Consider the following 25,331-nt stretch of genomic DNA (forward strand, 5'->3'; position numbering starts at 1 on the left):
AGTTCTTTCACCACTACAGGCGATGATTGAGACCTGCTCACGAAAAAACCCGGAAGCCGATGGCTCCCGGGTCAAACAGGTAAATCATCAATAGCAATCAGGCAGGAACCAAAGATCTCTTGAGTAGGGCAAGCGCCAGAAGGTAGACCACCAGACCTCCGACAGACAGCAGGGCCGCTCCGATCCCGAGAGAGCCATAGCTGTACTGGGCCGCAAGCAGCGCACTCCCCAGCGAGGCCCCCATGGCGTTGGCGACATTGAACGCCGAATGGTTAAGTGAAGCAGCGAGTGTCTGGGCGTCTCCGGCAAAGTCCATGAGCCGGGTCTGAAGAGCCGGACCGAGAGCATTCACAAAGGTCGGGATCAGGAAAACATCGATCATAAGCAATGCCGGGTTATGCAGCACGAACGGAAACATCAGCATCCCGACCGCACTTCCCGAGAGCGCCAGAATAGCGGCCAGCGAGAGGTTGCGGTCAACCAGCCAAGCTCCGACATTCGCCCCCGCAAGCATGCCCGCACCCCAGACGATCATGAACGTCATGATTTCCCATTCAGGCACATGGGTCACATTCTGAAGAACGCTGGTGAGATAGGTATAGATAGTGAACATGCCACCAAACCCCACGGCGGCAGTGAGCAGCGTCAGCAGGACCTGTGTATTGAACAGCGCCGTCACTTCCTTCAGCGGAGAGTTCTTGCGGTTGGGTTTGTCCGCAGGGATGTAACGCCAGACGCCCGCGAAGGTGATCAGACCGCACAGGCCGATGATCAGATAGGACACACGCCAGCCGAAATGGTCGGCGGCAAATGTCGAGAAAGGTGCGCCGACCAGTGTGGCGATGGCGATGCCGGACAGGACCCGGCCTACCGCCCAGCCCCGCCGGGAATGATCGACCATCGACGCCGCAACAAGTGCGGAGATGCCGAACAGCGCACCGTGTGGGAGGCCCGTAATGAATCGTCCGATCTCGATCAGCCCTGCGGTCGGCATGACGATGCTGAGCAGATTGCCGCCGCAGAACAGCACATAAAGCAGCAACAGCAGTTCACGCCGGGACAGTCGCGCCCCCATGATGGTGATCAGCGGTGCGCCGATCACCACGCCTAGGGCATAGGCCGTAATGGCGTAACCCGCGTCAGCGGTCGAAAGTTTCAGCGAGGCCGCAAACTCGGGCAACATCCCCATGATGGCGAACTCACCCGTGCCGACCACAAATGTGCCGAAAGTCAGAACAAGGAAAGCAGCGGCGCGACCATGTGGTGGCGGGACCGGCACGGGGGCAAACTCGGCAGGTGCAGCGGCTGGAGCAGTATCTGTCGTCATGAAAGATCCGGGTATAAGCCTGTCAGGGAAACAGGACGCTTGTGATCAGGCAGGTGTAAGCACACGGGCGGCGATACGGCCAATAGCAATATCATCCTCGGTGCTGGCTCCCGAAACACCAATGGCGCCGGCGATTGTGCCATTCGCAGTTTTCAGGAGCAGACCGCCGCCGAAGCTGGTGAGACCGCCATTCGTGTTTTCGAGTGAATAGGCTTCACCATTAGGGTGAGCGACCTTGGCGAACGCCTCGCTGTCCATGTGGAACAGAACGGCCGTCTTCGCCTTTTTGCTGCTGACATCAATTACCCCGAGTGGCGCGCCATCCATACGGACAAAGGCTACGGGCCATGCGACTGCGTCCACAACAGTGATGCAGACCGCCACTTTCAGCTTTTCAGCCTCGGCAAGGGCAGCCTCGATCATGGCGGAGGCAACAGAAAGTTTCATCGGACATCCTCAATCGTACGGAAAAATCCGCAGGCTAAGGCGGTTAGCCCACAATGGAATATGGCAGAGCGTGAAATACAGATTTATTCAACATGGTTGAACGGAATCCGTTTGAAGCTTCATCATCATCCATGCCATCTGTACCAGCTTCTGTTGCGGCAGCTCGGCAGCGGGGCCGGTGACACATAGGCTAGCCAGCACCTCGCCATTCTCCCGCCAGGGGATGGCGACACCGTGGATGCCGGGGTGATAATTTTCCAGATCCAGCGCATAGCCTCTGGCGCGCACTGCTTCGATCTCCTCGATAGCGGAGGAGGTGGCAGCATCGGTGAGAGAGTGGGTCAGACGTCTGGCCATACCTGGAATGAACGCCAGAAACACCAGTCCCACCGCGGAGCCTTCCAGCTTCTCTCTGAAAGGGGCATGCACGGAGGCCCTGTCCGGATTTCTGAAATCCACGATGTCGAGATAGGCTGCCTCGTCTCCGCTTGGCACGGCGAGCCAGACGGTCTGATCGGTTTTGTGTGCGATGGTTTCCAGAACAGGTCTTAATTTCGTACGTGTGGCACTGTCATTTCCCGCGATACGCGCCAGATTCAGGATGCGACTACCAAGGTAATACCGCATATCCCCGGTGCGTCGCCGGACATAGCCAAGGCTATTTAGCGTTTGCAGAATGTTATGCGCGGTCGTTTTGCGGATACCAGCCAGAGCGGCGATCTGTCTGAGTGGCGCAGCACCGCCCTGCTGCGCGATGATCTCCAGTATGACGGCGGCCCGTTCAACAGACTGGATCAGCTTGGGGTCTCTGGTCATGCTGTTGTTGTAAGCACATGTATGGTGATGCAGCCAATGGCAAAATTATGCTTCTTTCCTGCTCCCGAAATACAGCGACACCTGTAACGGCGTTGACCGACCGTTGGCGCGATCAGGTCGCTTCCTATGCCTATGTGGGGACGTTCATAATCATCTGACAAAAAATCATGAGCATATGCTCCCGAATACATAAAGAGAAAATCATTGGCATTTTTCAAGGGATATCTGGGTCTTCTGGTAACCGGTCCGGCTTCTGTCGCCATGGAGGCCACGGGCGGAGGTTACGCCAGACAGGCCATAGCCTTTACGCCGCTTGGCGACGGACGACGTACACTGTCTGTTTCCCAGTCCTGCAGCTTTGGTTATGCGACCACATCCTGGGGCTATGTAACCGCACTGGCCCTTTACGCTGACAATACATCGACTTCCGAACCTCTTGTCGCCTGGGCAGTTTCCCCCCGCACTGTCAGTGTAGGACAAACTTATTCTGTACCTGCTGAATATTTATCATTACTGATTCAACGGGAAGGATTTTTCTCGACAAATGAACAGATCGGAACGACGGAAAGCGGAACTGGTCTTATCGCCCGTCAACCGGTCTCTGTTTCTGCCGGTGTGATGACTCCTGCCATGGCAGGCAGCACTTCGACATCAGACTCCGGTAGCGCCACACTTACATTATCCCAGCTCAATCAGGTTCTGTCCCAGTTGATGCAGGGATTGCCCACTTCCGATCCCGGAGATGGAACATCTCTCTGGTTGAATGCAAATCTTCTATCAATTTCCGTAAAAAACTAGAATATAAAATCCTGTTTCATGATTAAACATGAACAGGATTTTCTCTGAAATCCTTCAAAAACAAAAGACACTTTCCTTCATGTCCGACAGTTACCATAATGATCAAGTAAACAAGTTTCCGCTCTTTCCTGAAAATGGCATGGATCCCCGCGAGTTCGCCAAAAACAACGCAACAACGCCTACAACAGGATTGATCGTTCAGTCAGGATCAGGCTCTTCTTCAGGCACAACAGACACTACGCCCCCGCCCGTAAAAATCATTACAAACCCAGGTAGTCTCCTGCAGATTAATTTCCCCGCACAGGGTGACATTACCTACGATATCACACCAAATATGCCACTCACCCTATCTCTGACTGGCGGAACAGCAGGTATTCTACAGCGTCTTACCCTGATTGTTCATCAACCTGCCGGGGGTGGAATTGCTGTCTCTTTACCTTCCGCCCATTACAAGGATGGCACAAAGCCTGATGTCAGTCTTGAAGCAGGAGCCACCACCATCATTTCCTATATCACTGATAATGGTGGACAAACTATTTACGGCGGACTCTGAAAAAGAAAAAATTTATGGATATAACAACACTTATCAATAACATATTACAATTCATACCGCCTTCCTACCTCGCCACTACAACCGCAATCATCTCCTTTATCATTGCAACCTGCGCCCTGATCATGCGCTTCTGGAAACCTCCGTCAAAAGAATCCCGCTGGATCAACATTTATCATATTGTCAGCGCCGTGGGGCAGGCACGGGGATGGAACGCCAGCGCCTATCAACCCGACAGAAAAGCAATCATGGTTCCCACCACCAAGGATCGCTCAGAAGTTGCGGAAAACCTTGGCCTTGATGTCAAACAGACCAAACCCTGATTTCAGATCAAAACAAAAAAGTACCTTTCCTTCTTGTCAGGGAAAGGCACTTTTTTAAATCGGCAATCAATCCGTTCAGACAGATTTATAGAAACGGATTAAAACCACTCACAATTCAGGTAACGATTACTCGTCACCCTTGCTGTCAGCATGCTCGATGGCATGAATCTGATCCTGCAGAGCACGGATCCTGTCATGACGATCTTTTGCAGCAGAGATCTGCTCAGCCGTCAGAACGTCATGCACCTTGACGGCTGTCGCCTGTCTTGCCGCATTTTCCTTCGCGTCCAGAGCATTCTGTTCCGTTACCAGCGCATCCAGCTTCGCCTGATCAACCTTACCCGGTGTCAGCATGATGGCTTCGAACTGATCATGAAGGTCATGCTCCTGCTTGTGCAGGGCTTTCATGCCTTCATGGCCTTCCTTGAAGATTTTCTTGACCGAATCTTTCTGTTTCGCCGTCAGGTTCACACCCTCGAGAAAGGGAAGTCCACCGTGGCCACATCCATGTGGTCCCATGGGAGGCTGGGCATGAGCCTGTCCCACAGCCAGTGCGCCAACAGTCATAGCAGCAATCAGAAAAGAACTACGTGACATAATCACCATCCATTCTTCAAACGGCAGAGACCTGCTGCTCTCCGTTTTCCTGAGAGCAAGAAGACCAATCATAAGTGTCAAAAAAATCGCAGGTTTGCTACGAAATGTAAGGCTATTCTATCCATTTAATGAAAGACGCTTTTATTAAAATGGTTTAACAATCACCATGATAACAATAACCATCATGAGAACTGTCGGCACTTCATTCGCTATTCTGTAAAATCGTTCTGAATGTGTATTTCTGTCGCAATCAAATTCTTTACGCCAACGGGCACAGCAACCGTGAAAGATGAACATGCCGACAAGAGCAGCCACTTTCACATCCCACCAACCATAAGACCAGCTTATTACACCCGGAATACTGACAAGAAGCCCCCCAAAAAGCAGGGATGAGATCATCGCCGGGGTCGTAATTGCCCGCAGAAGGCGGCGTTCCATAATCTTGAAACGCTCGCTTTCCTCAGAACCGGCCGTAACCTGACAGTGATAGACAAACAGTCTGGGCAGATAAAAAAGCCCTGCCATCCACGCCATGACCGACATGACGTGAAACGCCTTGATCCACAGATACCAGGGCAGAAGCATTTCACTCACGACGCGCTGGCCTTTTTCTGCTGAGCCAGCGCATCCCCTAACAGGACAGGCAACTCGGACAACGCATTGATCCTGACCAGACCGGGCCATGACGGAATTGGCGCAGGTTCACGTCTCAGAAGAACGCAGGTCATTCCCGCCGCAAGAGCCGCCTTTGCACCCGTATCGCTGTCTTCGATGACAACACAGTTTTCAGGCGGAATACCCTCGGCTTCCGCCGCCTTCAGATAGACGGCAGGATCGGGCTTGGGCGCATTCATGTCGGCTGCTGAATGGATACGACCTTCCAGCAATTCAGCCAGACCACTCGTTCGGAATTTCGCATTCATCTCCAGCATGGATGAATTCGATCCGACCCGAACCGGCAGTCCAAGCGCTGCAACCTTTTCCAGCATATCCCGGGCGCCGTCGATCGTATCGACAGACACGTTGAAGGATTCAACAAAACGATCCCTCATGAGAACAGGCCAGTCCTGCGGAAGAGTGGTGTCGGTCCTCTCCTCGATTTCCGTCTTCAGAAGCGTCAGAGCCTTGCCGCCAAACTGCGTCATGGCTTCTTCGTCGGTGATATCCCACCCGGCCTGACGGGCGTCTTCAGCAATCAGACGACAGCTTGTGCCTTCACTGTCGATCAGCACACCATCGCAATCGAAAATGACAAGCTGTAACCGCCCATCGGGAGCAAGTGCGGATGTCATGATCAGACAGTCCGCAGTGCTGCGATCAGATCACCGACATGCTCGGTCGGCGTCTCGGGCAGAACGCCATGCCCCAGATTGAACACATGCGGACGTCCGCGCCCGGCTTCCCGGATTGCCAGCGCTTCCTGCAACATGGCCTCGCCACCCGCCAGCACGGAAACCGGATCAAGATTACCCTGCAGAACCAGATCGGAGCGGACCTGTGAAGCGACCGTGGTCAGATCAGCACTGGTATCGAGCGCCATCGCGTCCACGCCTGTTTCCCGGGCATATTCCGGAGCCATGACACCGGCGAGCCGTGGGAACCCGATCACCGGCACGTCCGGATAACGCTCTTTCAGAAACTTCACGATCTGGCGCGTGGGCTTGATGACATGCTTGCGGAATTCCCGCGGCGGGAGCAGCCCGGACCAGGAATCAAACAGCATGACCGCCTGCGCACCAGCCTCAATCTGATCCGCCAGCATGGAAGCCGTCGTTTCGGTCAGAAGATCAATCAGACGGTCGTAGAGCGCGGGATCGCTATACGCCATCAGACGGGTCTGGGCGAACTCCTTGGAACTGCCGCCATCGACCATGTAGCAACTCACCGTGAAGGGTGCGCCGGCAAAACCGATCAGCGTGACGGTGTTAGGTTCGGCAATGCCAACCTGACCGCCAAGAGCTTTCCTTACCCGCCGCAGGGTTTCCGCGACAGGAGCCGTACGCTCTGGGATACGCTTTGGGTCCAGTCTGTCCAGATCGGCCCGACTGCGGATTGGGGTGAGAACAGGGCCGCGCTTTTCAATGAATTCCAGAGATTGTCCCATGGCCCACGGCAGCACGAGAATATCCGAGAACAGAATGGCTCCATCCATGGCGAAACGGCGGATGGGTTGCAGCGTGATTTCCGTCGCCAGTTCCGGCGTCATGCACCGTGTCAGAAAATCGGCCTTTTCCCGAAGCGCCCGGAACTCCGGCAGGAAACGCCCGGCCTGACGCATCAGCCAGACTGGCGGTGGCCACATGGCCTCGCCCTTCAGTGTGCGGAGAAGTCGTCGGTTCTCATCGGGTCCGTATGGGGCGTTCACTATCCGTCTACCGTCCGTTTCATCAGTCCCTCATCTCTAACGAATAAAAGAAAATAAAGAAATGATGAGGTTTCTTTAGGGGGTGTGTATGTCGGGGTACCCACCTTTCCGAAAATGTACCCCAGTTTTCCCCGACTGTGTACAGAATGTATCCCTTCGGAAAATAAGGGTTTTCGGGAGTTATCCAGAAAAACCCCCAGAACCCCTGTGTACAACTCACAGTGTCGGGCGAAGACTCACTTGTCCACGGTACTCGGTACGGACTGTGATGATACTCCGTACTATCCCCATGTACCCCAGTACCGCACAAAGTACTCGGTACAGTACTCACTGAAGTACTAACGGACTGAATGATGGGTTATCCTTGCTCATCTCATCGGAATGGAAGGCACAGGAAAAATGATCGACTCGAGTACTGGTGAATCTGAAGTACTGACGCCTTCCTGTTTCTCTCTGATTCTGGCCAGCGGCTCTTCTGCACGACAGACCCTTCTGCGGGACAGTGGTGTTGCTTTCACCGTTCGCACGCAGGCGATTGATGAGTCTCTCTATAAGGAAGCAGGTCGTCAGGCTGGGGAAAGTGCTGCAAGCGTTGCCCTGCGTCTCGCGACGGCAAAGGCGGAGGCAGTCAGTCGTGAGACCGCACAGCGTGACGCCTTTGTCATTGGAGCGGATCAGATGCTGAGCTGTGAAGGGGAGTGGTTCGACAAGCCGGCCTCCCGCCAGTCCGCCAGAGAGCAGTTATGTCGTCTGAGGAATAGGACGCACTTTCTTCATAGTGCGGTCGTGCTGTGCAGCGGCGGTGAAACGGTCTGGTCACATATTGAAGAGCCGAAACTCGTGATGCGCGATTTTTCGGATACGTTCCTTGACGCCTATCTGGAAGCGGAGGGCGAGGCGTGTTTCGCCAGCGTTGGCGCTTACAGGCTTGAAGGGCCGGGTATCCAGCTTTTCAGCCGGATTGAAGGTGAATATTCCGCCATTCTTGGCCTCCCGCTTCTTCCCCTGTTCGCAGCGCTCAGATCGTTCGATGTCCTTGCCAGCTAGGTGAGGGACCGGAATTAAAGGGCTTGTCACGGTCACACCAACAGGATATATGCGCGTCACCCGGACGGTCTGTCACAGACAGGACGTCCTGATGGGGCCATAGCTCAGTTGGGAGAGCGCCTGAATGGCATTCAGGAGGTCGTCGGTTCGATCCCGATTGGCTCCACCAGATTTTCTGGTTCAATATCCATAAAATTAGAAAATTATTGTTGTGAGATCATCAGGTCTCGCCCCGTATGTTGTTGCGTTCCTGTCGCACCCTGAATGGTCACCCATAAATTACAGAGCGGCTGCCTTTAACATGTCAGACGGCTCCCTGTGATACGGTTGGTATATTATCGAACAGAACATTCAGGTTTCTGATGACAGCCAGACTTTTTCCCCGTGAAAAATCCTATTTCCGGTCTTCGGACTGGGGAATTGGTCTGGCCATGACGCTGTCGGTTCTGCTGACAGTTTCTGCTCTGGCCCAGCAGCCTGAAGCGCTCCCCTCTGGCGTTCCCACCTATCTCGACGAGATTCACGGTGCTCAGGCTCAGGACTGGGTCGAGCGTCAGAACCGCAAGACAGTTTCCGTGCTGGAAGTGGACCCACGGTATCGGGATTTTTACGATCAGATCCTTTCCGCTGAACAGAGTAAGGACCGTCTTGATGAGCCCGCGTTTCTGGGCGGAAATATCTGGAATTTCTGGCAGGACGGGCATCATCCGCGCGGTATCTGGAGACGCACGACGCTGGCGTCCTACCGCCAGATTCTGACAGGTTGGCAAACAAAACTGGATATCGACGCTCTTGCTTCCAGAGAGCACGAAAACTGGGTATTTGAAGGCGCTGACTGTCTTAAACCGAAAGAGCGCTATTGTCTGGTCGCACTCTCGTCTGGCGGAGAAGATGCCCGGACGTTGAGGGAATATGACACGCAGGCAGGTCTGTTCGTTCTGAACGGTTTTACATTGCCCCGCGCCAAGCAGAGCGCTGCCTGGGTGGATCGGGACACACTTCTGGTGACGCGTGACTGGGATGGAACCGGAGCCATGCTGACCTCATCCGGCTATCCGTTCGTGATCAGGCGTGTTGTCAGAAATGAACCTTTTGATCAGGCGCTCGAGATTTACAGGGGTGAGAAGGATGATGTCGCTGTCGATCCACTGGTTGTGACAGATGGTGATGGAAACAGGATCTTTCTTGTCAGGCGCTCTCCGGAATTCTTTTCCAGCCGGTTTGCCGTTCTTGAAGGGATGGAAACAGCTTTTCAGGGCAGGCAGAAAGGAACGTTGCGCTGGCTGACACTGCCTGATCGGGTTGATCTGAAGGGCATGATTCACGGCACACTTGTCTTCAGCCTTGAAGAAGACTGGACCCCAACTGATGAGAACAAAATTCCTGCCGGTAGTCTGGTTGCACTGGATCCACATGATCCGCAGGCCAAACCGGAGATTCTGTTTACTCCTGAATCCGGAAAAGTTCTTGAAGACGCAGCTGTTACCAGAAATACGATTATCGTGACCTATCTGGAGCATGTTCAGGGACGGGTCATGGTTCTGCATGCTTCACCTGACGTCAATGAGCACTGGCATCAGGTGGTATTACCTCTTCCGGACATGTCATCCGTTCATATTGTCGATATAGATCAATCTAGCGACGCAGCTTTTCTGAAAGTGGAAAGTTTTCTGTCACCCCCGGAACTCTGGCTGGTCGGCGCCAGTCAGGCGGGAGTGGAAAAAATCCGGCAGACAAAGCCACTGTTCAATGCGAATGATCTTGCCGTTGAGCAGCTTCAGGCTCGTTCATCCGATGGAGCTGAAATTCCCTATTTCCTTATCCGGCCAAGGAATATGACGCGGGATGGCACGCATCCCACCCTTCTGACGGCTTATGGTGGTTTTCTTGCTTCTGTGACGCCTCGTTATGATCCGGTTATCGGTCGCGCCTGGCTGACTCATGGCGGCGTTTACGCTGTCGCCAATATTCGTGGTGGCGGAGAGTTTGGACCTGCGTGGCATGAGGCAGGAAAAACGATCCATCGCCAAAGGATCTTTGACGATTTTACTGCCGTCGGGCGTGATCTGGTGAAAAGAAAGATCACATCGCGTGACAGGCTGGGTATTCGCGGTCGGTCCAATGGCGGACTGCTCATGGGCGTCGCCTTCACACAGCATCCCGAACTCTGGAAAGCAGTGATCATGGGGGTGCCGCTTCTCGACATGATCAATTATGAAAGCCTCGCTGCAGGAGCTTCGTGGGTAGACGAATATGGATCAATGAAAAATCCTGACGAAGCGCATTTTCTTGAGTCGATCTCACCTCTGCAGCACCTGAAAGCTGACGTGCAGTATCCCACGCCTTTTATCTTCACTTCGACATCCGATGATCGCGTCGGTCCGGTGCATGCGCGACGATTTGCTGCGCGACTGGAAGCGCTGAAAAAGCCATTTTTCTATTATGAAGATGTGGAAGGCGGTCACTCAGGGACTGTAAATGCGGAGGAAATCGCACACGAACGGGCGCTTGAGGCAGTCTATCTGGCCCAGCAGCTTATGTCGGGTCAGTAAATGCCCAACTGCTCCTTGGAAACAATATTCCTATCTCTCAACGTTTCTGGAGTCATAAGAATTTTTGGTAAAGCTTTTTTCAAAAAGCTTCAGAGAATGCTACCTTTTTGAAAAAAGGCAGCGTCCAAAAACTTTTGACTGAATGAAAGCCAATTAGACTTCACAGCAGGCGGGTCACTTTCAGGACCAGCCATGTTCCCAGCATGATCAGGAAGCACAGCCCTCCGGCGATGACGGTTCCCCATTCACCGCTCGTCAGAAACATGCCGGCCGTGTTCATGCCGAAGAAGCCGGTCACAAACGTTGCGGGCAGCATCAGGGTCGTTCCAACGGAAACGATGTAAAGCCGTCTGTTCGTTTCTTCCGCCTGCCCCGATGTCAGTTCGTCCTGCAAGGAACGGGCGCGATCCTGAAGCGCCAGAAGGTCATCCAGCGCGCCGTGAATCTGCCGCTCCGAACGATCTTTCAGATCGTCTTCGGCCCATTCAGGAATTTCCAGTTCTTCATCATGAAGGATACGATTGACCGGTGAGATGACACGACGCAGTTCGGTTGAACGACGACGCACCTGACCAAGCATACCGCCCATTCGTCCAAGATCCGTATCGCGGTCGAGCAGCAGCAGCACATCTTCGGCGCGATCAAGCTGATCATCCAGACGGGAAAGCGTGCGCCGGGCCGTATCGGCAAATTCCAGCAAGGCCATGTCCACAAGACCCGCCGGGTTATCCGGTATCTTCTTGCGATGCAGTTCCCGATACACCACCCCAAGCGCTGGAACGGGATGACGACGCGTGGTGATCAGCAGATTGGGACGCATGGCAAAGCGCCAGACACAGACATCGCGGTCATCGTCTGAGGCTGCGTCGTCGAAAGCCGGAAGAGCGCCGTAAACGAGGTCATCGTCTCCTTCGAGCCGGGGCCCGACATCCGTGCTGGTCAGGGTCTGTATGGCATCTTCGGTCAGTGTGGGAATGGCCTCGACTTGCGCCCGTGAGAGGGTGTGCACAATGTCGAAATGCAGCCATGCCCAGCCATCTGCCGGGAAAGACATATCCTCCAGACAGCGGGTCGCGTCTTCGGGTGACAGTTTGGCGGGTGTGTTTTCCGACGCATTCTCGGGCTGGCAATGGATAGCCCACACCAGACCATCGGCCAGCGCATTGTTGACCTCGGAAGGAAGCGGAATGGCTGTTTTTGCTGTCGGCATTACGTCTCCCTCCTTTCATTCGTGTGTCAGGAAAAACGGGGCAGATAAGAGACTGTATGTCTCAATATCAATATGGTCAGTGATCTTGCACAGGATAGATTGACTGACAATGCATCGTCTCCGTCAGGAGGCTGACATTTTTCTGTGGGAACACCGTGCGTTGCGGAAGGATTTCCGCAGAACGCTGACAAATACTGACATAAAACGGTCAACAAACTTGGTAGCGTAACCCGACGCGACTGTTCTGATCTGATCAGGGGATGGACGTGCGGTGGAGAGACAGCATGACCTGCGCCCGCAGGCCGCCGCCCGGACGATTGCACAGGGAGAACGTCCCGCCCGCCCGTTCCACTTCACGCGTGACGATGGCGAGACCCAGACCAAGTCCGCCGGTTCGACGGGATCGTGAAGATTCCACGCGATAGAATGGGGTCGTGACGCGGCTTATTTCAGATTCCGGAATACCCGGTCCATCGTCATCGATATTCACGATCACATGGTCTGTCGTCAGATGCACGGAGATGGCGGCCGACCCGGCATAGTGCAGGGCATTTTCAACGAGATTGGTGAAAACTCTCTTTATGGCCAGAGATGGCAGCACGAGCGGCAGCCGGTCCGGGCCTTCATAGGTCACGGTATCACCCCGATCCGTGGCGTTGTCCATGATGGTCATCAGGATAGCCGCCAGGTCCGTCGAACGGATGGCCTCCCTTTCCTTCTCCCCTGAGAGATAGGCCAGCACACCGTCCACCATCGCTTCCATCTCGTCGATATCGGCTTCGATGGCGTCCTGCGCCTCCGCATCGCCGATAAAACCGGCGCGCAGACGCAGGCGCGCCAGCGGAGTCCGGAGATCATGCGACACCGCCGCAAGAGCCTCGGTGCGGTCTTCGATCAGATGCGTGATACGGGTCTGCATCGCATTGATCGCGTGCGCCAGACGCCGGACCTCTTTCGGACCCTTCTCGGCAATCGGCTCCCAGTCTCCGGCGCCTATCGTGTCGGCGACCGTGGCGAGCGCCCGTAGAGGCAGGCTGAGCGCATGCACCAGCATGGCTGCGACAAACAGGACCGCCAGCGTGACGATGGCGGCTGTCGCCAGTCCCTGCGTGACGACATGACTGCGAAGAATGTCAGGTGCGGTGAAGGAGATCTGGCTCCTGTCGTTGAGTTCGACCGTGCCGCCGATATCCGTCCAGCGTCCGGCCCCGCCAGTGTAGAGCTGTAATGCGGAATGGCCGAGAATGGGATTGGCCTTTACCAGCCGTGCATGCAGCTGATTCATGCCCTTGGGTTCCTGATGAACCTCATGCACAGCCGTTGCAGGCCGCCAGTTGATGCGCAGGTCGTCCGTGGACAGCATGGTGGACAGCATCGCACGGGTATTGGCGGGCGCGCCGTTGATCACGCGGACATCGGTGGCCAGCCGTTCCCCGATCAGGTCGAAACGGTCGCTGTCCTCGATATAGGCTTCCGCGTGCTCGTAGAGCGTCCAGCTGGCGACGAAGACGATGCCGATCGACGCCAGAAGCACGAACAGCACGCGCCCCATAAGGCCCCGTGGCCAGAGACGGATCAGTCTTTCACGCGGAGCAGCGCTGTCCTGCTGCACGGAAATGTCCGCTGTCAGACCCGTTCAACCGGAGCGGTGAAGATATAGCCCTGTCCCCGGACCGTGCGGATCAGGTTGTCGGCTTCCGTGCCCAGCTTGCGGCGCAGACGGCTGACCAGCACGTCGATGGATCGGTCGGACACATCGCCCAGCCGGGTGCGGGAGAGTTCGAGCAGCCGGTCGCGTCCGATGACACGCTGCGGATTATCGAGGAAACTGACCAGCAGATCATGCTCGGCACCGGAAATTTCGACCACGGCGCCAGTGGGGTCATACAGTTCGCGGCGGCGCAGATCGAGCGACCAGCCGGCGAAGTTGATGACTTCCCTGCGCTGACGCCCGGCGGCGACGGCTGGGGCCGCACTGTTCTGGCCACGCCGGAGGACAGCGCGCACTCGGGCTAGCAGTTCCTTCTGCCCGAACGGCTTAGCGACGTAATCATCAGCCCCGAGTTCGAGCCCCAGAACACGGTCAAGTTCCTCGCCACGCGCGGAGACCATGATGATGGGGATATGAGCGAAGGACGCGTCCTCCACGCCGCCCTTGATCCCGCCCTGCCGGAGGCTGCGGCACAGGTCGAGACCGTTCATGCCGGGCATCATCACGTCAAGAATGATGAGATCGGCTGTCTCGGTTTCAAGTGCTTCCCACATGGAACGGGCGTCAGGAACCGCACGGATGCGATAACCGTCCGCCTGAAGCGTCCGGCTCAGGAGGGTTCGCATGCCGGCGTCGTCCTCAACCACGAGAATACGGGTCGGGAGATCCTGCAAATCGGCGTCGTGCGAGGCTTGTTGATTCATTTTTTTCGCATGGTTCGGTTCGTGAAACAGACTGAAACTCTAGTCGCTTTGTTGCTGGCAGTCGAGAACGAGACGCAATTCAGCTATGCAGCCTGTTCAGTCGTGCGGCAGATCAGGCCGCCTCCCAGCACGCGGGTGCCGTCGTAAAGCACACAGGCCTGCCCCGGAGCGGGAAGCGCAGGCTCATCCAGAACGACTTCTGCGCCAGTGCCGACAGGCCGGACCGTGGCGGCGCGGGGCTTCTCGCGGGCGCGAAGCTGCACCATGCAGCGCACACCTTCCTCTGGAGGTGTGATGAGCCAGTTCATGTCCCGTAGCTGGCAGACCGTCACCATGGAGCTTTCACGCGGGGCCACGACAATACGTCGCTTGCCGGGCTCGATCGCCACGACCATCTGCCGCTCACCAGCGATCTGGGCGGCATCACCGAGGCGCTTGGTCTGACCGACGGTAAAGCGCGTCACGCCTTCATGGTGGCCGAGGATGTTACCCTGACGGTCCACGATCTCGCCTTCACCGCGCGTGTCGGGGCGAAGTGTCTCAACCAGATCGGAGTAGTTGCCCTTGGGGATGAAGCACAGGTCCTGACTGTCCGGCTTGTCGGCGACCAGCAGACCGAACCGCTCGGCTTCCTGCCGCACGGCGTCCTTGTCGGGCATCTCGCCCAGTGGAAAACGCAGATAGTCGAGCTGGTCACGGGTGGTGGCGAACAGGAACCAGCTCTGGTCGCGGTCAGCGTCCACGGGGCGGTGCATTTCGGCTCCGCTGGAACCTTCGACACGACGGACATAGTGGCCGGTCGCCATGGCGTCCGCGCCGATATCTTTCGCAAGGCCGAGCAGATCGGTGAACTTCACGCCCTGATTGCAGGAGACGCAGGGAACAGGCGTTTCACCCTGAGCATAGGAACTGGCGAAGCGCTCGATCACGCTCTCACGGAAGCGCTCTTCAGCGTCGATGACGTAATGCGGGATGCCCAGCCGTTCCGCGACTTCGCGGGCGTCCTGAATGTCACGACCCGCACAGCATGCGCCCTTCTTGGCTTCTCCACGGGTGTCGTAGAGTTGCAGCGTGGCGCCAATGACCTCATGCCCCTGTTCGACCAGACGCGCGGCGACAACGGAACTGTCAACGCCTCCGGACATGGCAACGAGAATACGCATGATGGTCAGACCCCTTTCACGGGAAGAACGTCCGGCCTCCGCCGTCGTTCTTCCGACGGGACCGGGATGGACTCAGCTTTTGCGCGGCAGACGAACGGTCAGGCCGTCCAGCGCATCGCTCATGATGATCTGGCAGCCGAGACGCGATGTTGCCTCAAGTCCGAAGGCGAGGTCCAGCATATCCTCTTCGTCTTCGGTCGCAGGCGTCAGTTTCGGAGCCCAGGAGGGATCGACAATGACGTGGCATGTCGCGCAGGCCAGCGATCCTTCGCAGGCGCCTTCCAGATCGACGCCGTGCTTGTGGGCAATCTCCAGAACGGAAAGACCAACAGGCGCATCGACCTTGCGCTCGGTACCATCGGGCTCGACGAAAATCATGTGAGGCATTTCGGAGTTCTCGCTCAGTCTATCCTATTGGGTGGAGCGTTCTGCCCGCACCCTCTGTGCTGCGTCGGCAAGCAACTCTGCCACACGCACGATATCGGCGGGCGTGGTAAAGCGTCCGGGCGAGAGACGCAAGCTTTCCGCCGCTTCCGTAGGGTTCAGACCCATGGCGGTCAGCACGTAGGATGGGGCCAGATCCGCCGAAGAACAGGCCGATCCGACCGACAGAGCCATCTCGGGAAGCGCTTCCATGATCCGTGTGGCCGGAGCGCCGGGCAGCCGGAGGCTGATGATGCCCGGCAGACGGCGGGCTTCCTGCGCATTGATGACAAAAGGTGTCTGCCGCTCTCTCAGGCCATGAAACAGCTGTTGAGCAAGTGCGGTGAGGCGATGGTCATCGGCCTGCCACTCAGCGCGGGCAATGCGGGCGGCTTCGCCAAATCCTGCGATCAGGGTGGAGGGCAGGGTACCGGACCTTAATCCCCGCTCCTGTCCGCCACCGGAGAACAGAGGCTCCAGCCGGACGCGGGGACGTCTGCGGACAAAGAGCGCTCCCACACCCTTGGGGCCATACATCTTGTGAGCGGAAACGGAGGCAAGATCGAGATCCAGCGCCCGGACATCGATCGCCATCTTGCCCGCCGCCTGTGCAAGGTCCGAGTGCAGGAGAGCGCCCGCTTCCTTCACGATGCGTCCGAGACTGGACAGATCCTGCATCACGCCCGTCTCGTTATTGGCGGCCATGATGCTGACCAGTGCCGTGGGGACGGCCAGTGCGTCCCGGAGGGCGGCGGGATCGACCCGTCCGTTGTGGTCCACGCCGAGAATGACGGGTTCGAACCCCTCCTGCGCCAGATCCCGCACGCTTTCCAGAACACATTTGTGCTCCGTCGCCACGGCGATGATGCGTTTACGTCCGTCCCCCTGCTTCATCCGGAAGCGTGCCGCTCCCTTGATGGCAAGATTGTTCGCTTCCGTCGCGCCGGAGGTGAAGATGATCTCTCTCGGATCGGCTCCGATCAGCTCAGCGACGTGCCCACGCGCCTGCTCGACGGCCTCGGCAGCGCGTTTGCCCGGCGCATGCGTGTCACTGTGCGGGTTGGCGAATTCCTCAGCGAAAAGAGGAGCCATGACCGCCATGACGCGCGCATCGCATGGCGTGCTGGCGGCATTGTCGAGATAAATCTCCTGCATGGGCTCTTTCAGTGTGTGTGAGGCGTTCGTGAAACAAAAATGGTTAGAAGCAGAAGAGCGTGCAAGGGGGCTACGTTGTGGCGTACGAAACACCTGTAAATCACTAGAAAGTTTTTGGTAAAGCTTTTTTCGAAAAGCTTTGGAGAATGTCGCCTTTTTCAAAAGGCGACACCCCGAAACATTAAAGATACTTCTTTTTACTCAGCAGGCACGTAAACCTTCCCGCCAGCCTCACGGAATTCTCGGCTCTTTTCTTCCATTCCGGCAATACGCTGGGCATCGTCCCGGATATCCTGCGAGATCCGCATCGAGCAGAACTTCGGACCACACATTGAGCAGAAATGCGCTGTCTTGTGCGCGTCTTTCGGTAGTGTCTCATCATGATAGGCGCGGGCTGTATCCGGATCGAGCGACAGCTTGAACTGGTCTTCCCAACGGAATGAGAAACGCGCCCGGCTCAGAGCATCGTCACGCAGTTTTGCGGATGGATGACCCTTGGCAAGATCGGCTGCATGGGCTGCAAGTCGATAGGTAATCACACCAACTTTCACATCATCACGGTTGGGCAGTCCGAGATGCTCTTTTGGCGTGACGTAGCAAAGCATTGCCGTGCCGAACCAGCCGATCATCGCGGCGCCAATGGCGGACGTGATGTGATCGTAACCCGGCGCGATATCTGTCGTTAACGGGCCAAGCGTGTAAAAGGGAGCCTCGTGGCATTCCTTCAGCTGCTTGTCCATGTTGGCCTTGATCTTGTGCATCGGCACATGGCCGGGACCTTCGATCATTACCTGACAGCCTTTTGCCCAGGCGATCTTGGTCAGTTCACCCAGCGTTTCCAGTTCGGCGAATTGCGCGGCGTCATTGGCGTCGGAAATGGAACCGGGGCGCAAGCCATCTCCGAGCGAGAACGAGACGTCATACTTGCGCATGATGTCGCAGATGTCCTCGAAATGCTCGTAGAGGAAGCTCTCGCGGTGTTCCATCAGGCACCAGCTCGCCATGATCGAGCCGCCACGTGAAACGATGCCGGTGACACGCTCGGCGGTCAGCGGAATATGGGCAAGCCGCACGCCTGCATGGATGGTGAAGTAATCGACGCCCTGCTCTGCCTGCTCGATCAGCGTATCGCGGAACACTTCCCATGAAAGCTTGCTGACATCACCGCCGACTTTCTCAAGCGCCTGATAGAGTGGGACGGTACCGATTGGCGTGGGGGCGTTGCGCAGGATCCAGTCACGGATGTTGTGGATATTCCGACCCGTCGAAAGATCCATCACCGTGTCCGCACCCCAGCGGATCGACCAGACCAGCTTTTCCACTTCTTCGGCGGCGGAAGATGTGACAGCGGAATTGCCGATATTGGCGTTCACCTTCACAAGGAAGTTGCGACCGATGATGACCGGCTCAAGCTCAGGATGGTTGATGTTGGCCGGGATGATGGCGCGCCCACGGGCGATCTCGTCACGCACGAACTCTGGAGTGACAAACTCGGGAATGGCGGCATCGAAATCCTCGCCATCGGCCCGTCGTGCAGCCGCGCCTTCAGCAGCCTTCAGGCGGCCGAGATTTTCGCGGTGTGCAACATAGATCATCTCCTCGGTGATGATCCCGGCGCGGGCGAACTCATATTGCGTGACGTGCTGGGCATCGCCTGCTTCGAGAACCGTATGCGGCGCAGGGCATGGATCGACGAGGTTATCGCCGGTCGCTCCGCCATTATCCTCCGGCTTTACCGTGCGGGGAGTCGCCTTGCTGAAGCCGCGCTTCGCCAGCCATTCCGAACGGACTTTTGGGAGTCCCTTGGCCACATCGATGCTGATGTCGGTGTCTGTATAAGGGCCGGAGGTATCGTAAAGCTGTAACGGTGCTTCGTTCGCTGACGGATCGAGAGCGATTTCCCGGAAGGGAACGCGGATTTCAGGATGATTTTCCGGGCTTGAATAGATTTTTCTTGAGCCCCAGACGGGGCCTGTTGTGACATGCCCCGGTGCTGGAGCCTTGGTGTCTGCGCCTTTGGGCGTAATGTGGTTCATGACGACGTCCTCGCGTGTTTGCGAAGAACGGGTCGAGCCGGATGGGTCTACCGTGGGTATGGGGCGCACGGCGCTGCTCGCGACCAGACCAGTCCCTCCGCCGGTACTAACCGGATCAGGTTCCCCAACGCTGATATAAGCGCTGGCAGGGTCGCTACGCCGTCCTTTATGGGACATGCAGCCTCTCAGTTCCTTGAGCGGAACCCCCCTTGGTAAGCGCTATGAGGCAACAAACGTGACTCACTGTCAATCAGTGGTTTGATTGGCCACGGTGAATGTCAGAAACGTGATGTGTCTGTCTTGAGTGCAATACTTGGTTTATGCATACACGCTGTCTTTCACGGTCAGCGAAATGGATAACAGCGCCAGAATCCCGCTTTGACTATCTTCGAAGGCAGCGCCGCCTCTCAGGCATCACGCAGCTCTTTCCCAATCAGGACAGCACGGAAGATACGTGCGGAAGCCGGGACATGCTTCTGCATCAACAACGGATGAAGCAGGGCATTGATTGGGAGAGCCTGTAAATTCTCCTGATTGTCTGGCACCCTGACGCGAAGAGAGCTCTTGCCGATCAGAGAAAGGAAGCGCGGTTCATGGCACAGGCAGGTATCAAACTGGACGAAAGCTGGCGTGTCGCGCTGCAGAAAGAGTTTGATTCTCCTTACATGAAGGATCTCAAGGCGTTTCTTCAGGAAGAAAAGAAGGCCGGAAAGATGATCTTTCCGCGCGGTCCGGAGTGGTTCCGTGCGCTTAATCTGACGCCTTTAGGCTCTGTCAAGGTCGTCATTCTTGGTCAGGACCCATATCACGGCGCGGGGCAGGCGCACGGTTTGTGCTTCAGCGTGCGGAAAGGCGTTCGGATTCCACCGTCTTTGAACAACATCTATAAGGAAATGCTGAGTGATCTGGGTATCCCCCCGGCTCATCATGGCAATCTGACATCCTGGGCCAAACAGGGTGTCCTGCTTCTCAACAGTGTGCTGACGGTGGAGCAGGGGCGTGCAGCGTCTCATCAGCGGCATGGTTGGGAGCGGTTTACCGATGCGGTTATTGCCTGCGTCAATGAGCAGAAAACACCAGTCGTTTTTATATTATGGGGTAGTTATGCACAGAAAAAAGCGGCATTTGTCGATAGTTCACGCCATCTGGTACTGAAGGCATCCCATCCATCACCGCTTTCGGCACATACAGGATTTTTCGGAAATCGTTATTTTTCAAAAGCCAATGCTTTTCTGGAAGAGCATGGATTGAAACCGATTGACTGGCGTCTGCCTGATGAACCTGAAGACGATTGAGGGTTTTGTCTTGATCAGGACATATCGCGCACCATGACGACGGCGTCCGAGCCGTCCTCATAATAGCGTTTGCGCGTGCCAGCTTTGACAAAGCCAGCTTTTGTATACAGCGCTTCTGCTGATGTGTTTTTTGTAGAAACTTCCAGAAACAGCTTTGTAATCTGCTTCTTTTTTAATTCGTGCTCAACCCTTTCAAGCAGTTTTCTGGCGATGCCACGCCGTCTCCATTCTGGAGAGACTGCCAGAGTCAGGATTTCGGCTTCATCCAGAACAGCTCTGATCAGGATAAAGCCAACGGGAGCTTCCTGTATGGATGCGAGAAACGCTCGTGTGCCGGGCGTAGCAAACAACTCTGTAAACGCACTTTCCGACCAGCGTGCGGCTCCTTCAAACGCACTTGCATGAAGTGCTGCTAGAACAGGCGAAAAAGCTGTGCCACTTTCAGAAATAACTGGATCAGACACCGAAGTCATTGAGGCCTTGCGCGTAGGCCTGCTGCGGGCAGCTTGGCTTCCGGTGGATCGACATACAGGGGAAGCGCCGGGCGTGGCGCGATATGTCCCTGTAACCGGTTCAGACCCGCTCTTGCGATTTCCTGCATGCCCGCCTCTCCCGGGATTGGAAACGCTTTGAGAGAGCCTGGAGCTTTCAGGAGCACGTCATCAACAACATCTCCTGCAATCAGCCAATGTCCTGATGGAGCGTCCCAGTCGGCCTGTCTGACAGCAACGACCGAACCTGAGGTCAGACTGTCCGGAGCAGCGCTTTCGACAAACCAGCGACCGCTTCTTGCCGCCGTCACACAGAGCCAGCCATCAAGATTGTGCTGTGTGACATAAGCGGAAAGCGCGTCGGCCAGCGCCTCGCCCCGTGTCACACCGACGACCGGGCAATCATATCCAAACGCCAGACCGGCAGCGAGAGAGCAGGACGTCCTCAAACCGGTGAACGAGCCGGGACCAATCACGACGACGACAAGGTCGGGCCGATCCCATTGTGCCTCTTTCAGAATCTCGTCCAGAAGGCAGGCCATGTTGCCGATGCCATCATGTCCGGCTTGGGTGCGGGCGGAAAGGACGTGAAACCCGCTCGCATCCTGCAACACGCAGGCCACACGTGCCTGCACAGTCGCTGGAGCGGCATCAAGCACGACAATGCGGTGAATGGCGGTCACAGGATGCGGCACGCTTCGTCGAAAGGCAGGCGTGGCGCACGCGGCGTCTCAACTGGCTCGCCATAACCAAGGCAGACGAGGAAGTTTGCCCGCCAACCTTCTCCGGCCAGAAACGTGTCTTCGACGATCGACGCGTCGAAGCCGGACATGGGGAGAGCATCCAGACCCAGAGAGCGTGCCGCCATGATCAGATAGGCGCCTTCCAGCGAACTGTTCCTAAAGGCGGTTTCTTCCGAGAGTCCTACATCGGACGCAAACCATGTGCGCAGATCAGGGTCACAGCCGAGGCGGGAGAAATATTCGAAGAAAAGGGGATCGTATCCCACAATCGCTACCACAGGAGCCGTCATGGCCTTCTCGATATTGCCCTGTGAGAGCGCCTGTTTCAGCCGTTCTTTTGCGTCCTGACTGGTGAGAAAGACAAAACGCGCAGGAGAACTGTTGCCGGACGTCGGACCCGTCTTCACAAGGTCATACAGCGCCCGGAGCGTGTCTTCCGGAATGGGCTGGTCGGTCCATTTCTCCGGTGTCCGCGCCGTGCGAAACAGATGGTCCAGAGCACTCTCATCAAGCGACATAACGGCTTTCCTCACCACTTTCTGCCTGTGTGAATACCGTTGTGTGGAGTGTGTTTCCAGTGACGAGTTTCTTTCGGAGAGTTTTCACAGCGGTCATTCAGTAACGGCATCCAGAAAACCCGGATGAAAATCAAAGTTTTTGGGCGTCGCCTTTTTCCAAAAAGGTGACATCAACCGAAGCTTTTTGGAAAAAGCTTCACCAAAAACTTTCATCTGATCAGGACGCGTAAAGCGCCTCGATCTTTTCATCCGTCAGCACGTCCAACAGTGATCCACACTCCATCAGCCTGCCACTGCGCATCAGCAGCGCCTCGTCAAAAATATCACGAGCCCTGATCGGATCATGCGTGGTGCACAGAATGGTGTAGCCGGTTCCAGCCAGTTCACGCAGCTGGGTCCAGAGCCGTTTCTGCTGCCCGAAATCGAGGGCAGATGCCGGTTCATCGAGTAATAGCGTCCGCCCACCCTGCGCCAGAGCCCGGGCAATCAGCACCGCCTGCTGCTCTCCCCCCGAAAGCTGCGCGTAGGCCCGGTCAGCAAGATGGGCGATGTTCATGAGATGCAGGGCGTGTGTGACCACTTCCTGATCATCCTTGCCGGAAAGAAGGCCGAAGCGGGCGTGAGACAGACGTCCCATGGCGACCATCTCCTCGACCGAGTAGGCAAAGGCGACGGAATGGGTCTGTGGCACATAGGCGATGCGACGAGCCGTTTCGCGGGGCGACAGGGTGGATAGGTCTTCCCCGTTCAGAAGCACCTTCCCTTTCACTTTCTCCAGGCCAAGGACGGCGCGCAGCAGGGTTGTCTTCCCTGCCCCGTTCGGACCGAGCAGGCAGGCAAGGACGCCATCTCCGATCGTGAAAGACACATCGTCCAGCACCAGACGATGATCCCGCCTGCATGTAAGATGCTGCGCCTCCAAGGTCATCGCCAGTTACCCCGCAGACTGGTTTTTACACGCGGAAGCAACAGCAGAAACAGGATCACGCCGGACAGTTCGGTCATGATGCCCACCGGGATTTCCGCCGCGGACAGGTTGCGGGCAAGGTCATCGGAAAAGGTCAGGAAGATCGCGCCGGTCAGGGCGCTCATCGGCAGCACGAGGCGGTTGCCGGGACCAACCAGCAACCGGGCGATATGCGGGATGACCAGCCCGACCCAGCCGATGATGCCGGTCATGGAGACGGTCAGCGCACAGAGTAGCGTCGCCAGCGTCACAACCAGATTTCGCACGAGACGTACAGGCACGCCGAGACTGCGAGCTTCGTCATCGCCCATGCTGAGTGCATCCAGATACCGTCCCATGATGCACAGGACAGCCATTGCGCAGATCATGGGAATTGTGACGAGAGACAGGGTTTCCGGCGTAACACGGGACAGTGTTCCCAGAAGCCAGAACACGATATCGGGAAGCTGGCTGTCCGGATCAGCGAGATATTTGAGGATCGACAGCAGGGCCGTGAAAAGAGCGTTACTGACGAGGCCGCCGAAAATCAGCATCAGGACCGAACTGTCGCCTGACAGACGGGCGATACCGGTTCCCAGCACGACAGCCAGTGTTGAGCCGGCAAAGGCGGACGCACCGATCATCCATTGCGGGACATTCAGGATGATGCCCAGAGCCGCTCCAAACCCTGCGCCGCTAAGCGCGCCAAGAATGCCCGGAGAGACAAGAGGATTGCGGAAAACGGCCTGATAGGAAGCGCCCGAGACCGAGAGCGCCGCTCCAGTCAGGAGAGCGGCACCCAGTCGCGGCAGGCGAATATGCGCCAGAATGGAGCAGGCGACACTGTGGCAGGTGGCGTCTGCGGTGTTGAAAGACGACAGAAAGAAATCTGAAAGCTCATGAAACGGTATGGGGTAACGACCGATACAGAGCGAAGCTGTGGCAACGACCAGAAGAAGGACGAATGTCGTTGCGAGGGTGGCTGCTCCCTTCATGCCGGTGGCTGGGTCGCCAGAATGCGTCGGGCTTCATCCTGTGTCAGATCATATGAGAAGAAGCGACGATAGAAAGCCCGCGTAATCTCCACCATGTCCGTGTCGTGAAACAGTTCCGGGTGAATAACGGTCGCCGCCCACTGGATCTGAAGCGCGAATTCGGTTCCGTAACGATCCCACGGAAAGGCACCAACGGGATTGCGATAAACCTTTCCATTTTTTACAGCTTTTAGTTCCTTCCAAACCGGTCCATCGGTTTTGGGCTCGGCATCTCCGCTCATTCCACCCAGAATAATGATATCAGGATTCCAGGCCGCAATCTGTTCCAGAGAAATGGGACGTTTTGATCCCTTGATCTCCTCCGCCGCATTCCGGCCGCCGGCCAGACGGATCCATTCGTCAATCATCGTGCCTGCGCCATCAACCTTCATGGGTGATACGGAAAGGATGTGCAGCACACGGGGGCGGGATGCCTCGGGGATGTCCGCCAGTCGGGTTGCCAGAGTTTTCTCTGTTTCTTCAAGATAGGTGCGGTAATCCCGCGTAACCTCCTGTGCATGATCTGTACCGAGAATGGTGGCGGTCAGATCAAGGCAGCGCAGCAATCCCGCCGTGTCGTGGAACTCCACACCGACCGTGGGGATGCCGGTTTTCCGATAACTGTCCACGCCCGAAAGGGATGGTGTGGCAAACACCAGATCTACGTGACCTGCCAACAGGGTTTCAGCAGTCGGTGTGGTTGCGGGGAGCTGGGTTGCGGCACGGAGGGCTGGCGCCAGACGATACATCCAGGGAGACATGCTCTCCCGTTCTACCGTCATGGTAATGGCAGATGCGCCGCCGAGCATGACAAGCAGTTCGTTATGCGCATACCAGAGATCTGCAATATGAGTGGGTCTGACGGGTAATTCGCTGACCACACCAGTCATATCCTGCAATGTTTTTGTATCGGCCAAGGCGGAAACAGGCAGTGTACAGACAGTTGCGACCAGAGCACATATCTTTATTTTCCTTAGAAAATATCTGGACACACTTGATTTCCTCATCTGTCGGATTCTGGAACCCGTGCCGGGTCTCGTTTCATTCGGATATAGACAGGAAACGCATGAACGTCGAGGA

26 protein-coding genes and 1 tRNA gene are annotated in these 25,331 nt (G+C 56.4%); 7 read left to right on the plus strand and 20 right to left on the minus strand.

Annotated features, from left to right (window positions below):
- Positions 1-97: 97 nt before the first annotated feature.
- The 3 genes from EMQ_RS10590 to EMQ_RS10600 form a co-directional block, all read right to left on the minus strand.
- On the minus strand, positions 98-1,327 hold the full coding sequence (locus tag EMQ_RS10590) for an MFS transporter (protein WP_010665800.1): 1,230 nt from the start codon (positions 1,325-1,327) through the stop codon (positions 98-100).
- A 45-nt stretch (positions 1,328-1,372) separates the two neighbouring features.
- Positions 1,373-1,774: a GlcG/HbpS family heme-binding protein gene (locus EMQ_RS10595; RefSeq protein ID WP_010665799.1), complete on the minus strand. Its 402-nt coding sequence runs from the start codon at positions 1,772-1,774 to the stop codon at positions 1,373-1,375.
- A gap of 87 nt (positions 1,775-1,861) precedes the next feature.
- A complete protein-coding gene (locus EMQ_RS10600) occupies positions 1,862-2,590 on the minus strand; it encodes an IclR family transcriptional regulator (protein ID WP_010665798.1) in 729 nt (242 codons plus the stop codon).
- A 204-nt stretch (positions 2,591-2,794) separates the two neighbouring features.
- On the opposite strand from EMQ_RS10600, the gene EMQ_RS10605 reads away from it, so the two are divergent.
- Genes EMQ_RS10605 through EMQ_RS10615 form a run of 3 tightly spaced genes read left to right on the plus strand, consistent with a single transcriptional unit; the run spans position 2,795 to position 4,261 of the window.
- The gene (locus EMQ_RS10605) at positions 2,795-3,388 is read left to right on the plus strand and encodes a phage tail fiber protein (protein ID WP_010665796.1); all 594 of its coding nucleotides are present in this window, start codon (positions 2,795-2,797) and stop codon (positions 3,386-3,388) included.
- 28 nt (positions 3,389-3,416) lie between these two features.
- The gene (locus EMQ_RS10610; RefSeq protein ID WP_018308030.1) at positions 3,417-3,941 is read left to right on the plus strand and encodes a hypothetical protein; all 525 of its coding nucleotides are present in this window, start codon (positions 3,417-3,419) and stop codon (positions 3,939-3,941) included.
- A gap of 14 nt (positions 3,942-3,955) precedes the next feature.
- On the plus strand, positions 3,956-4,261 hold the full coding sequence (locus EMQ_RS10615) for a hypothetical protein (RefSeq protein ID WP_010668346.1): 306 nt from the start codon (positions 3,956-3,958) through the stop codon (positions 4,259-4,261).
- Between the two features lie 126 nt (positions 4,262-4,387).
- Here the strand turns inward: EMQ_RS10615 and EMQ_RS10620 are convergent, their stop codons facing one another.
- From EMQ_RS10620 to hemE, 4 genes are all read right to left on the minus strand, one after another.
- Positions 4,388-4,858: a Spy/CpxP family protein refolding chaperone gene (locus tag EMQ_RS10620; protein ID WP_231367953.1), complete on the minus strand. Its 471-nt coding sequence runs from the start codon at positions 4,856-4,858 to the stop codon at positions 4,388-4,390.
- A 144-nt stretch (positions 4,859-5,002) separates the two neighbouring features.
- Positions 5,003-5,443: a protoporphyrinogen oxidase HemJ gene (hemJ, locus tag EMQ_RS10625; protein WP_018308029.1), complete on the minus strand. Its 441-nt coding sequence runs from the start codon at positions 5,441-5,443 to the stop codon at positions 5,003-5,005.
- 5 nt (positions 5,444-5,448) lie between these two features.
- Positions 5,449-6,150, minus strand: coding sequence for an HAD family hydrolase (locus EMQ_RS10630; protein WP_010669137.1), 702 nt, complete (start codon positions 6,148-6,150; stop codon positions 5,449-5,451).
- A gap of 2 nt (positions 6,151-6,152) precedes the next feature.
- Positions 6,153-7,160 carry a uroporphyrinogen decarboxylase gene (hemE, locus tag EMQ_RS10635; protein WP_018308028.1) on the minus strand — a complete coding sequence of 336 codons (1,008 nt, stop codon included), beginning with the start codon at positions 7,158-7,160 and terminating at the stop codon, positions 6,153-6,155.
- 462 nt (positions 7,161-7,622) lie between these two features.
- Between hemE and EMQ_RS10640 the strand changes: the two genes are divergently transcribed.
- The 3 genes from EMQ_RS10640 to EMQ_RS10650 all read left to right on the plus strand — a co-directional run bounded on the left by EMQ_RS10640 (position 7,623) and on the right by EMQ_RS10650 (position 10,822).
- The gene (locus EMQ_RS10640; protein WP_010666816.1) at positions 7,623-8,270 is read left to right on the plus strand and encodes a Maf family protein; all 648 of its coding nucleotides are present in this window, start codon (positions 7,623-7,625) and stop codon (positions 8,268-8,270) included.
- Positions 8,271-8,363: 93 nt separating this feature from the next.
- Positions 8,364-8,439: transfer RNA gene (locus tag EMQ_RS10645), tRNA-Ala, on the plus strand.
- Between the two features lie 193 nt (positions 8,440-8,632).
- Positions 8,633-10,822: a prolyl oligopeptidase family serine peptidase gene (locus EMQ_RS10650; RefSeq protein WP_018308026.1), complete on the plus strand. Its 2,190-nt coding sequence runs from the start codon at positions 8,633-8,635 to the stop codon at positions 10,820-10,822.
- A 160-nt stretch (positions 10,823-10,982) separates the two neighbouring features.
- Here EMQ_RS10650 and EMQ_RS10655 read toward each other — a convergent pair whose 3' ends face one another.
- The 7 genes from EMQ_RS10655 to thiC form a co-directional block, all read right to left on the minus strand.
- Entirely contained in the window at positions 10,983-12,032 is a 1,050-nt protein-coding gene (locus EMQ_RS10655) for a CorA family divalent cation transporter (RefSeq protein WP_010668116.1), read from the minus strand.
- A gap of 253 nt (positions 12,033-12,285) precedes the next feature.
- Positions 12,286-13,644 (minus strand): ATP-binding protein, encoded by a 1,359-nt coding sequence (locus tag EMQ_RS10660; protein ID WP_010668114.1) that lies wholly within the window; start codon positions 13,642-13,644, stop codon positions 12,286-12,288.
- A 14-nt stretch (positions 13,645-13,658) separates the two neighbouring features.
- Positions 13,659-14,447: a response regulator gene (locus EMQ_RS10665; protein WP_010668113.1), complete on the minus strand. Its 789-nt coding sequence runs from the start codon at positions 14,445-14,447 to the stop codon at positions 13,659-13,661.
- A gap of 83 nt (positions 14,448-14,530) precedes the next feature.
- Positions 14,531-15,610, minus strand: coding sequence for a tRNA 2-thiouridine(34) synthase MnmA (mnmA, locus tag EMQ_RS10670; protein ID WP_010668112.1), 1,080 nt, complete (start codon positions 15,608-15,610; stop codon positions 14,531-14,533).
- Between the two features lie 72 nt (positions 15,611-15,682).
- The gene (locus EMQ_RS10675) at positions 15,683-15,997 is read right to left on the minus strand and encodes a ferredoxin family 2Fe-2S iron-sulfur cluster binding protein (protein WP_026200076.1); all 315 of its coding nucleotides are present in this window, start codon (positions 15,995-15,997) and stop codon (positions 15,683-15,685) included.
- Between the two features lie 24 nt (positions 15,998-16,021).
- Positions 16,022-17,188: a cysteine desulfurase family protein gene (locus tag EMQ_RS10680; RefSeq protein WP_010668110.1), complete on the minus strand. Its 1,167-nt coding sequence runs from the start codon at positions 17,186-17,188 to the stop codon at positions 16,022-16,024.
- A gap of 197 nt (positions 17,189-17,385) precedes the next feature.
- Positions 17,386-19,224 carry a phosphomethylpyrimidine synthase ThiC gene (gene thiC, locus EMQ_RS10685; protein WP_018308025.1) on the minus strand — a complete coding sequence of 613 codons (1,839 nt, stop codon included), beginning with the start codon at positions 19,222-19,224 and terminating at the stop codon, positions 17,386-17,388.
- Positions 19,225-19,817: 593 nt separating this feature from the next.
- Here thiC and ung point away from each other — a divergent pair.
- Positions 19,818-20,519, plus strand: coding sequence for a uracil-DNA glycosylase (gene ung, locus EMQ_RS10690; RefSeq protein WP_010668925.1), 702 nt, complete (start codon positions 19,818-19,820; stop codon positions 20,517-20,519).
- Between the two features lie 14 nt (positions 20,520-20,533).
- Here ung and rimI read toward each other — a convergent pair whose 3' ends face one another.
- From rimI to EMQ_RS10720, 6 genes are all read right to left on the minus strand, one after another.
- On the minus strand, positions 20,534-20,992 hold the full coding sequence (gene rimI / locus EMQ_RS10695; protein ID WP_010668924.1) for a ribosomal protein S18-alanine N-acetyltransferase: 459 nt from the start codon (positions 20,990-20,992) through the stop codon (positions 20,534-20,536).
- Entirely contained in the window at positions 20,989-21,693 is a 705-nt protein-coding gene (gene tsaB / locus EMQ_RS10700; RefSeq protein ID WP_231367952.1) for a tRNA (adenosine(37)-N6)-threonylcarbamoyltransferase complex dimerization subunit type 1 TsaB, read from the minus strand. The genes rimI and tsaB overlap by 4 nt, the downstream gene beginning before the upstream one ends.
- Entirely contained in the window at positions 21,690-22,271 is a 582-nt protein-coding gene (locus tag EMQ_RS10705) for a malonic semialdehyde reductase (RefSeq protein WP_010668922.1), read from the minus strand. Before EMQ_RS10705 ends, tsaB begins: the two co-directional genes overlap by 4 nt.
- Before the next feature lie 217 nt (positions 22,272-22,488).
- The gene (locus EMQ_RS10710) at positions 22,489-23,199 is read right to left on the minus strand and encodes an ABC transporter ATP-binding protein (protein ID WP_010668188.1); all 711 of its coding nucleotides are present in this window, start codon (positions 23,197-23,199) and stop codon (positions 22,489-22,491) included.
- Positions 23,196-24,212 carry a FecCD family ABC transporter permease gene (locus EMQ_RS10715; protein WP_010668187.1) on the minus strand — a complete coding sequence of 339 codons (1,017 nt, stop codon included), beginning with the start codon at positions 24,210-24,212 and terminating at the stop codon, positions 23,196-23,198. The genes EMQ_RS10710 and EMQ_RS10715 overlap by 4 nt, the downstream gene beginning before the upstream one ends.
- On the minus strand, positions 24,209-25,141 hold the full coding sequence (locus EMQ_RS10720; RefSeq protein ID WP_010668186.1) for an ABC transporter substrate-binding protein: 933 nt from the start codon (positions 25,139-25,141) through the stop codon (positions 24,209-24,211). Before EMQ_RS10720 ends, EMQ_RS10715 begins: the two co-directional genes overlap by 4 nt.
- Positions 25,142-25,331: the final 190 nt, after the last annotated feature.

This window comes from Acetobacter aceti NBRC 14818 (genome assembly GCF_000193495.2).
Taxonomy (GTDB): Bacteria; Pseudomonadota; Alphaproteobacteria; order Acetobacterales; family Acetobacteraceae; genus Acetobacter; species Acetobacter aceti.

Bases quoted from the DNA above. Each gene is read 5' to 3' on its own strand.
- EMQ_RS10590 (WP_010665800.1), bottom strand. From the start codon at position 1,327: ATGACGACAGATACTGCTCCAGCCGCTGCACCTGCCGAGTTTGCCCCC.
- EMQ_RS10595 (WP_010665799.1), bottom strand. From the start codon at position 1,774: ATGAAACTTTCTGTTGCCTCCGCCATGATCGAGGCTGCCCTTGCCGAG.
- EMQ_RS10600 (WP_010665798.1), bottom strand. From the start codon at position 2,590: ATGACCAGAGACCCCAAGCTGATCCAGTCTGTTGAACGGGCCGCCGTC.
- EMQ_RS10610 (WP_018308030.1), top strand. From the start codon at position 3,417: ATGAACAGGATTTTCTCTGAAATCCTTCAAAAACAAAAGACACTTTCC.
- EMQ_RS10615 (WP_010668346.1), top strand. From the start codon at position 3,956: ATGGATATAACAACACTTATCAATAACATATTACAATTCATACCGCCT.
- EMQ_RS10620 (WP_231367953.1), bottom strand. From the start codon at position 4,858: ATGTCACGTAGTTCTTTTCTGATTGCTGCTATGACTGTTGGCGCACTG.
- hemJ (WP_018308029.1), bottom strand. From the start codon at position 5,443: ATGCTTCTGCCCTGGTATCTGTGGATCAAGGCGTTTCACGTCATGTCG.
- EMQ_RS10630 (WP_010669137.1), bottom strand. From the start codon at position 6,150: ATGACATCCGCACTTGCTCCCGATGGGCGGTTACAGCTTGTCATTTTC.
- hemE (WP_018308028.1), bottom strand. From the start codon at position 7,160: ATGTGGCCACCGCCAGTCTGGCTGATGCGTCAGGCCGGGCGTTTCCTG.
- EMQ_RS10640 (WP_010666816.1), top strand. From the start codon at position 7,623: ATGATCGACTCGAGTACTGGTGAATCTGAAGTACTGACGCCTTCCTGT.
- EMQ_RS10650 (WP_018308026.1), top strand. From the start codon at position 8,633: ATGACAGCCAGACTTTTTCCCCGTGAAAAATCCTATTTCCGGTCTTCG.
- EMQ_RS10655 (WP_010668116.1), bottom strand. From the start codon at position 12,032: ATGCCGACAGCAAAAACAGCCATTCCGCTTCCTTCCGAGGTCAACAAT.
- EMQ_RS10665 (WP_010668113.1), bottom strand. From the start codon at position 14,447: ATGAATCAACAAGCCTCGCACGACGCCGATTTGCAGGATCTCCCGACC.
- mnmA (WP_010668112.1), bottom strand. From the start codon at position 15,610: ATGCGTATTCTCGTTGCCATGTCCGGAGGCGTTGACAGTTCCGTTGTC.
- EMQ_RS10675 (WP_026200076.1), bottom strand. From the start codon at position 15,997: ATGCCTCACATGATTTTCGTCGAGCCCGATGGTACCGAGCGCAAGGTC.
- EMQ_RS10680 (WP_010668110.1), bottom strand. From the start codon at position 17,188: ATGCAGGAGATTTATCTCGACAATGCCGCCAGCACGCCATGCGATGCG.
- thiC (WP_018308025.1), bottom strand. From the start codon at position 19,224: ATGAACCACATTACGCCCAAAGGCGCAGACACCAAGGCTCCAGCACCG.
- ung (WP_010668925.1), top strand. From the start codon at position 19,818: ATGGCACAGGCAGGTATCAAACTGGACGAAAGCTGGCGTGTCGCGCTG.
- rimI (WP_010668924.1), bottom strand. From the start codon at position 20,992: ATGACTTCGGTGTCTGATCCAGTTATTTCTGAAAGTGGCACAGCTTTT.
- EMQ_RS10705 (WP_010668922.1), bottom strand. From the start codon at position 22,271: ATGTCGCTTGATGAGAGTGCTCTGGACCATCTGTTTCGCACGGCGCGG.
- EMQ_RS10710 (WP_010668188.1), bottom strand. From the start codon at position 23,199: ATGACCTTGGAGGCGCAGCATCTTACATGCAGGCGGGATCATCGTCTG.
- EMQ_RS10715 (WP_010668187.1), bottom strand. From the start codon at position 24,212: ATGAAGGGAGCAGCCACCCTCGCAACGACATTCGTCCTTCTTCTGGTC.
- EMQ_RS10720 (WP_010668186.1), bottom strand. From the start codon at position 25,141: ATGACTGGTGTGGTCAGCGAATTACCCGTCAGACCCACTCATATTGCA.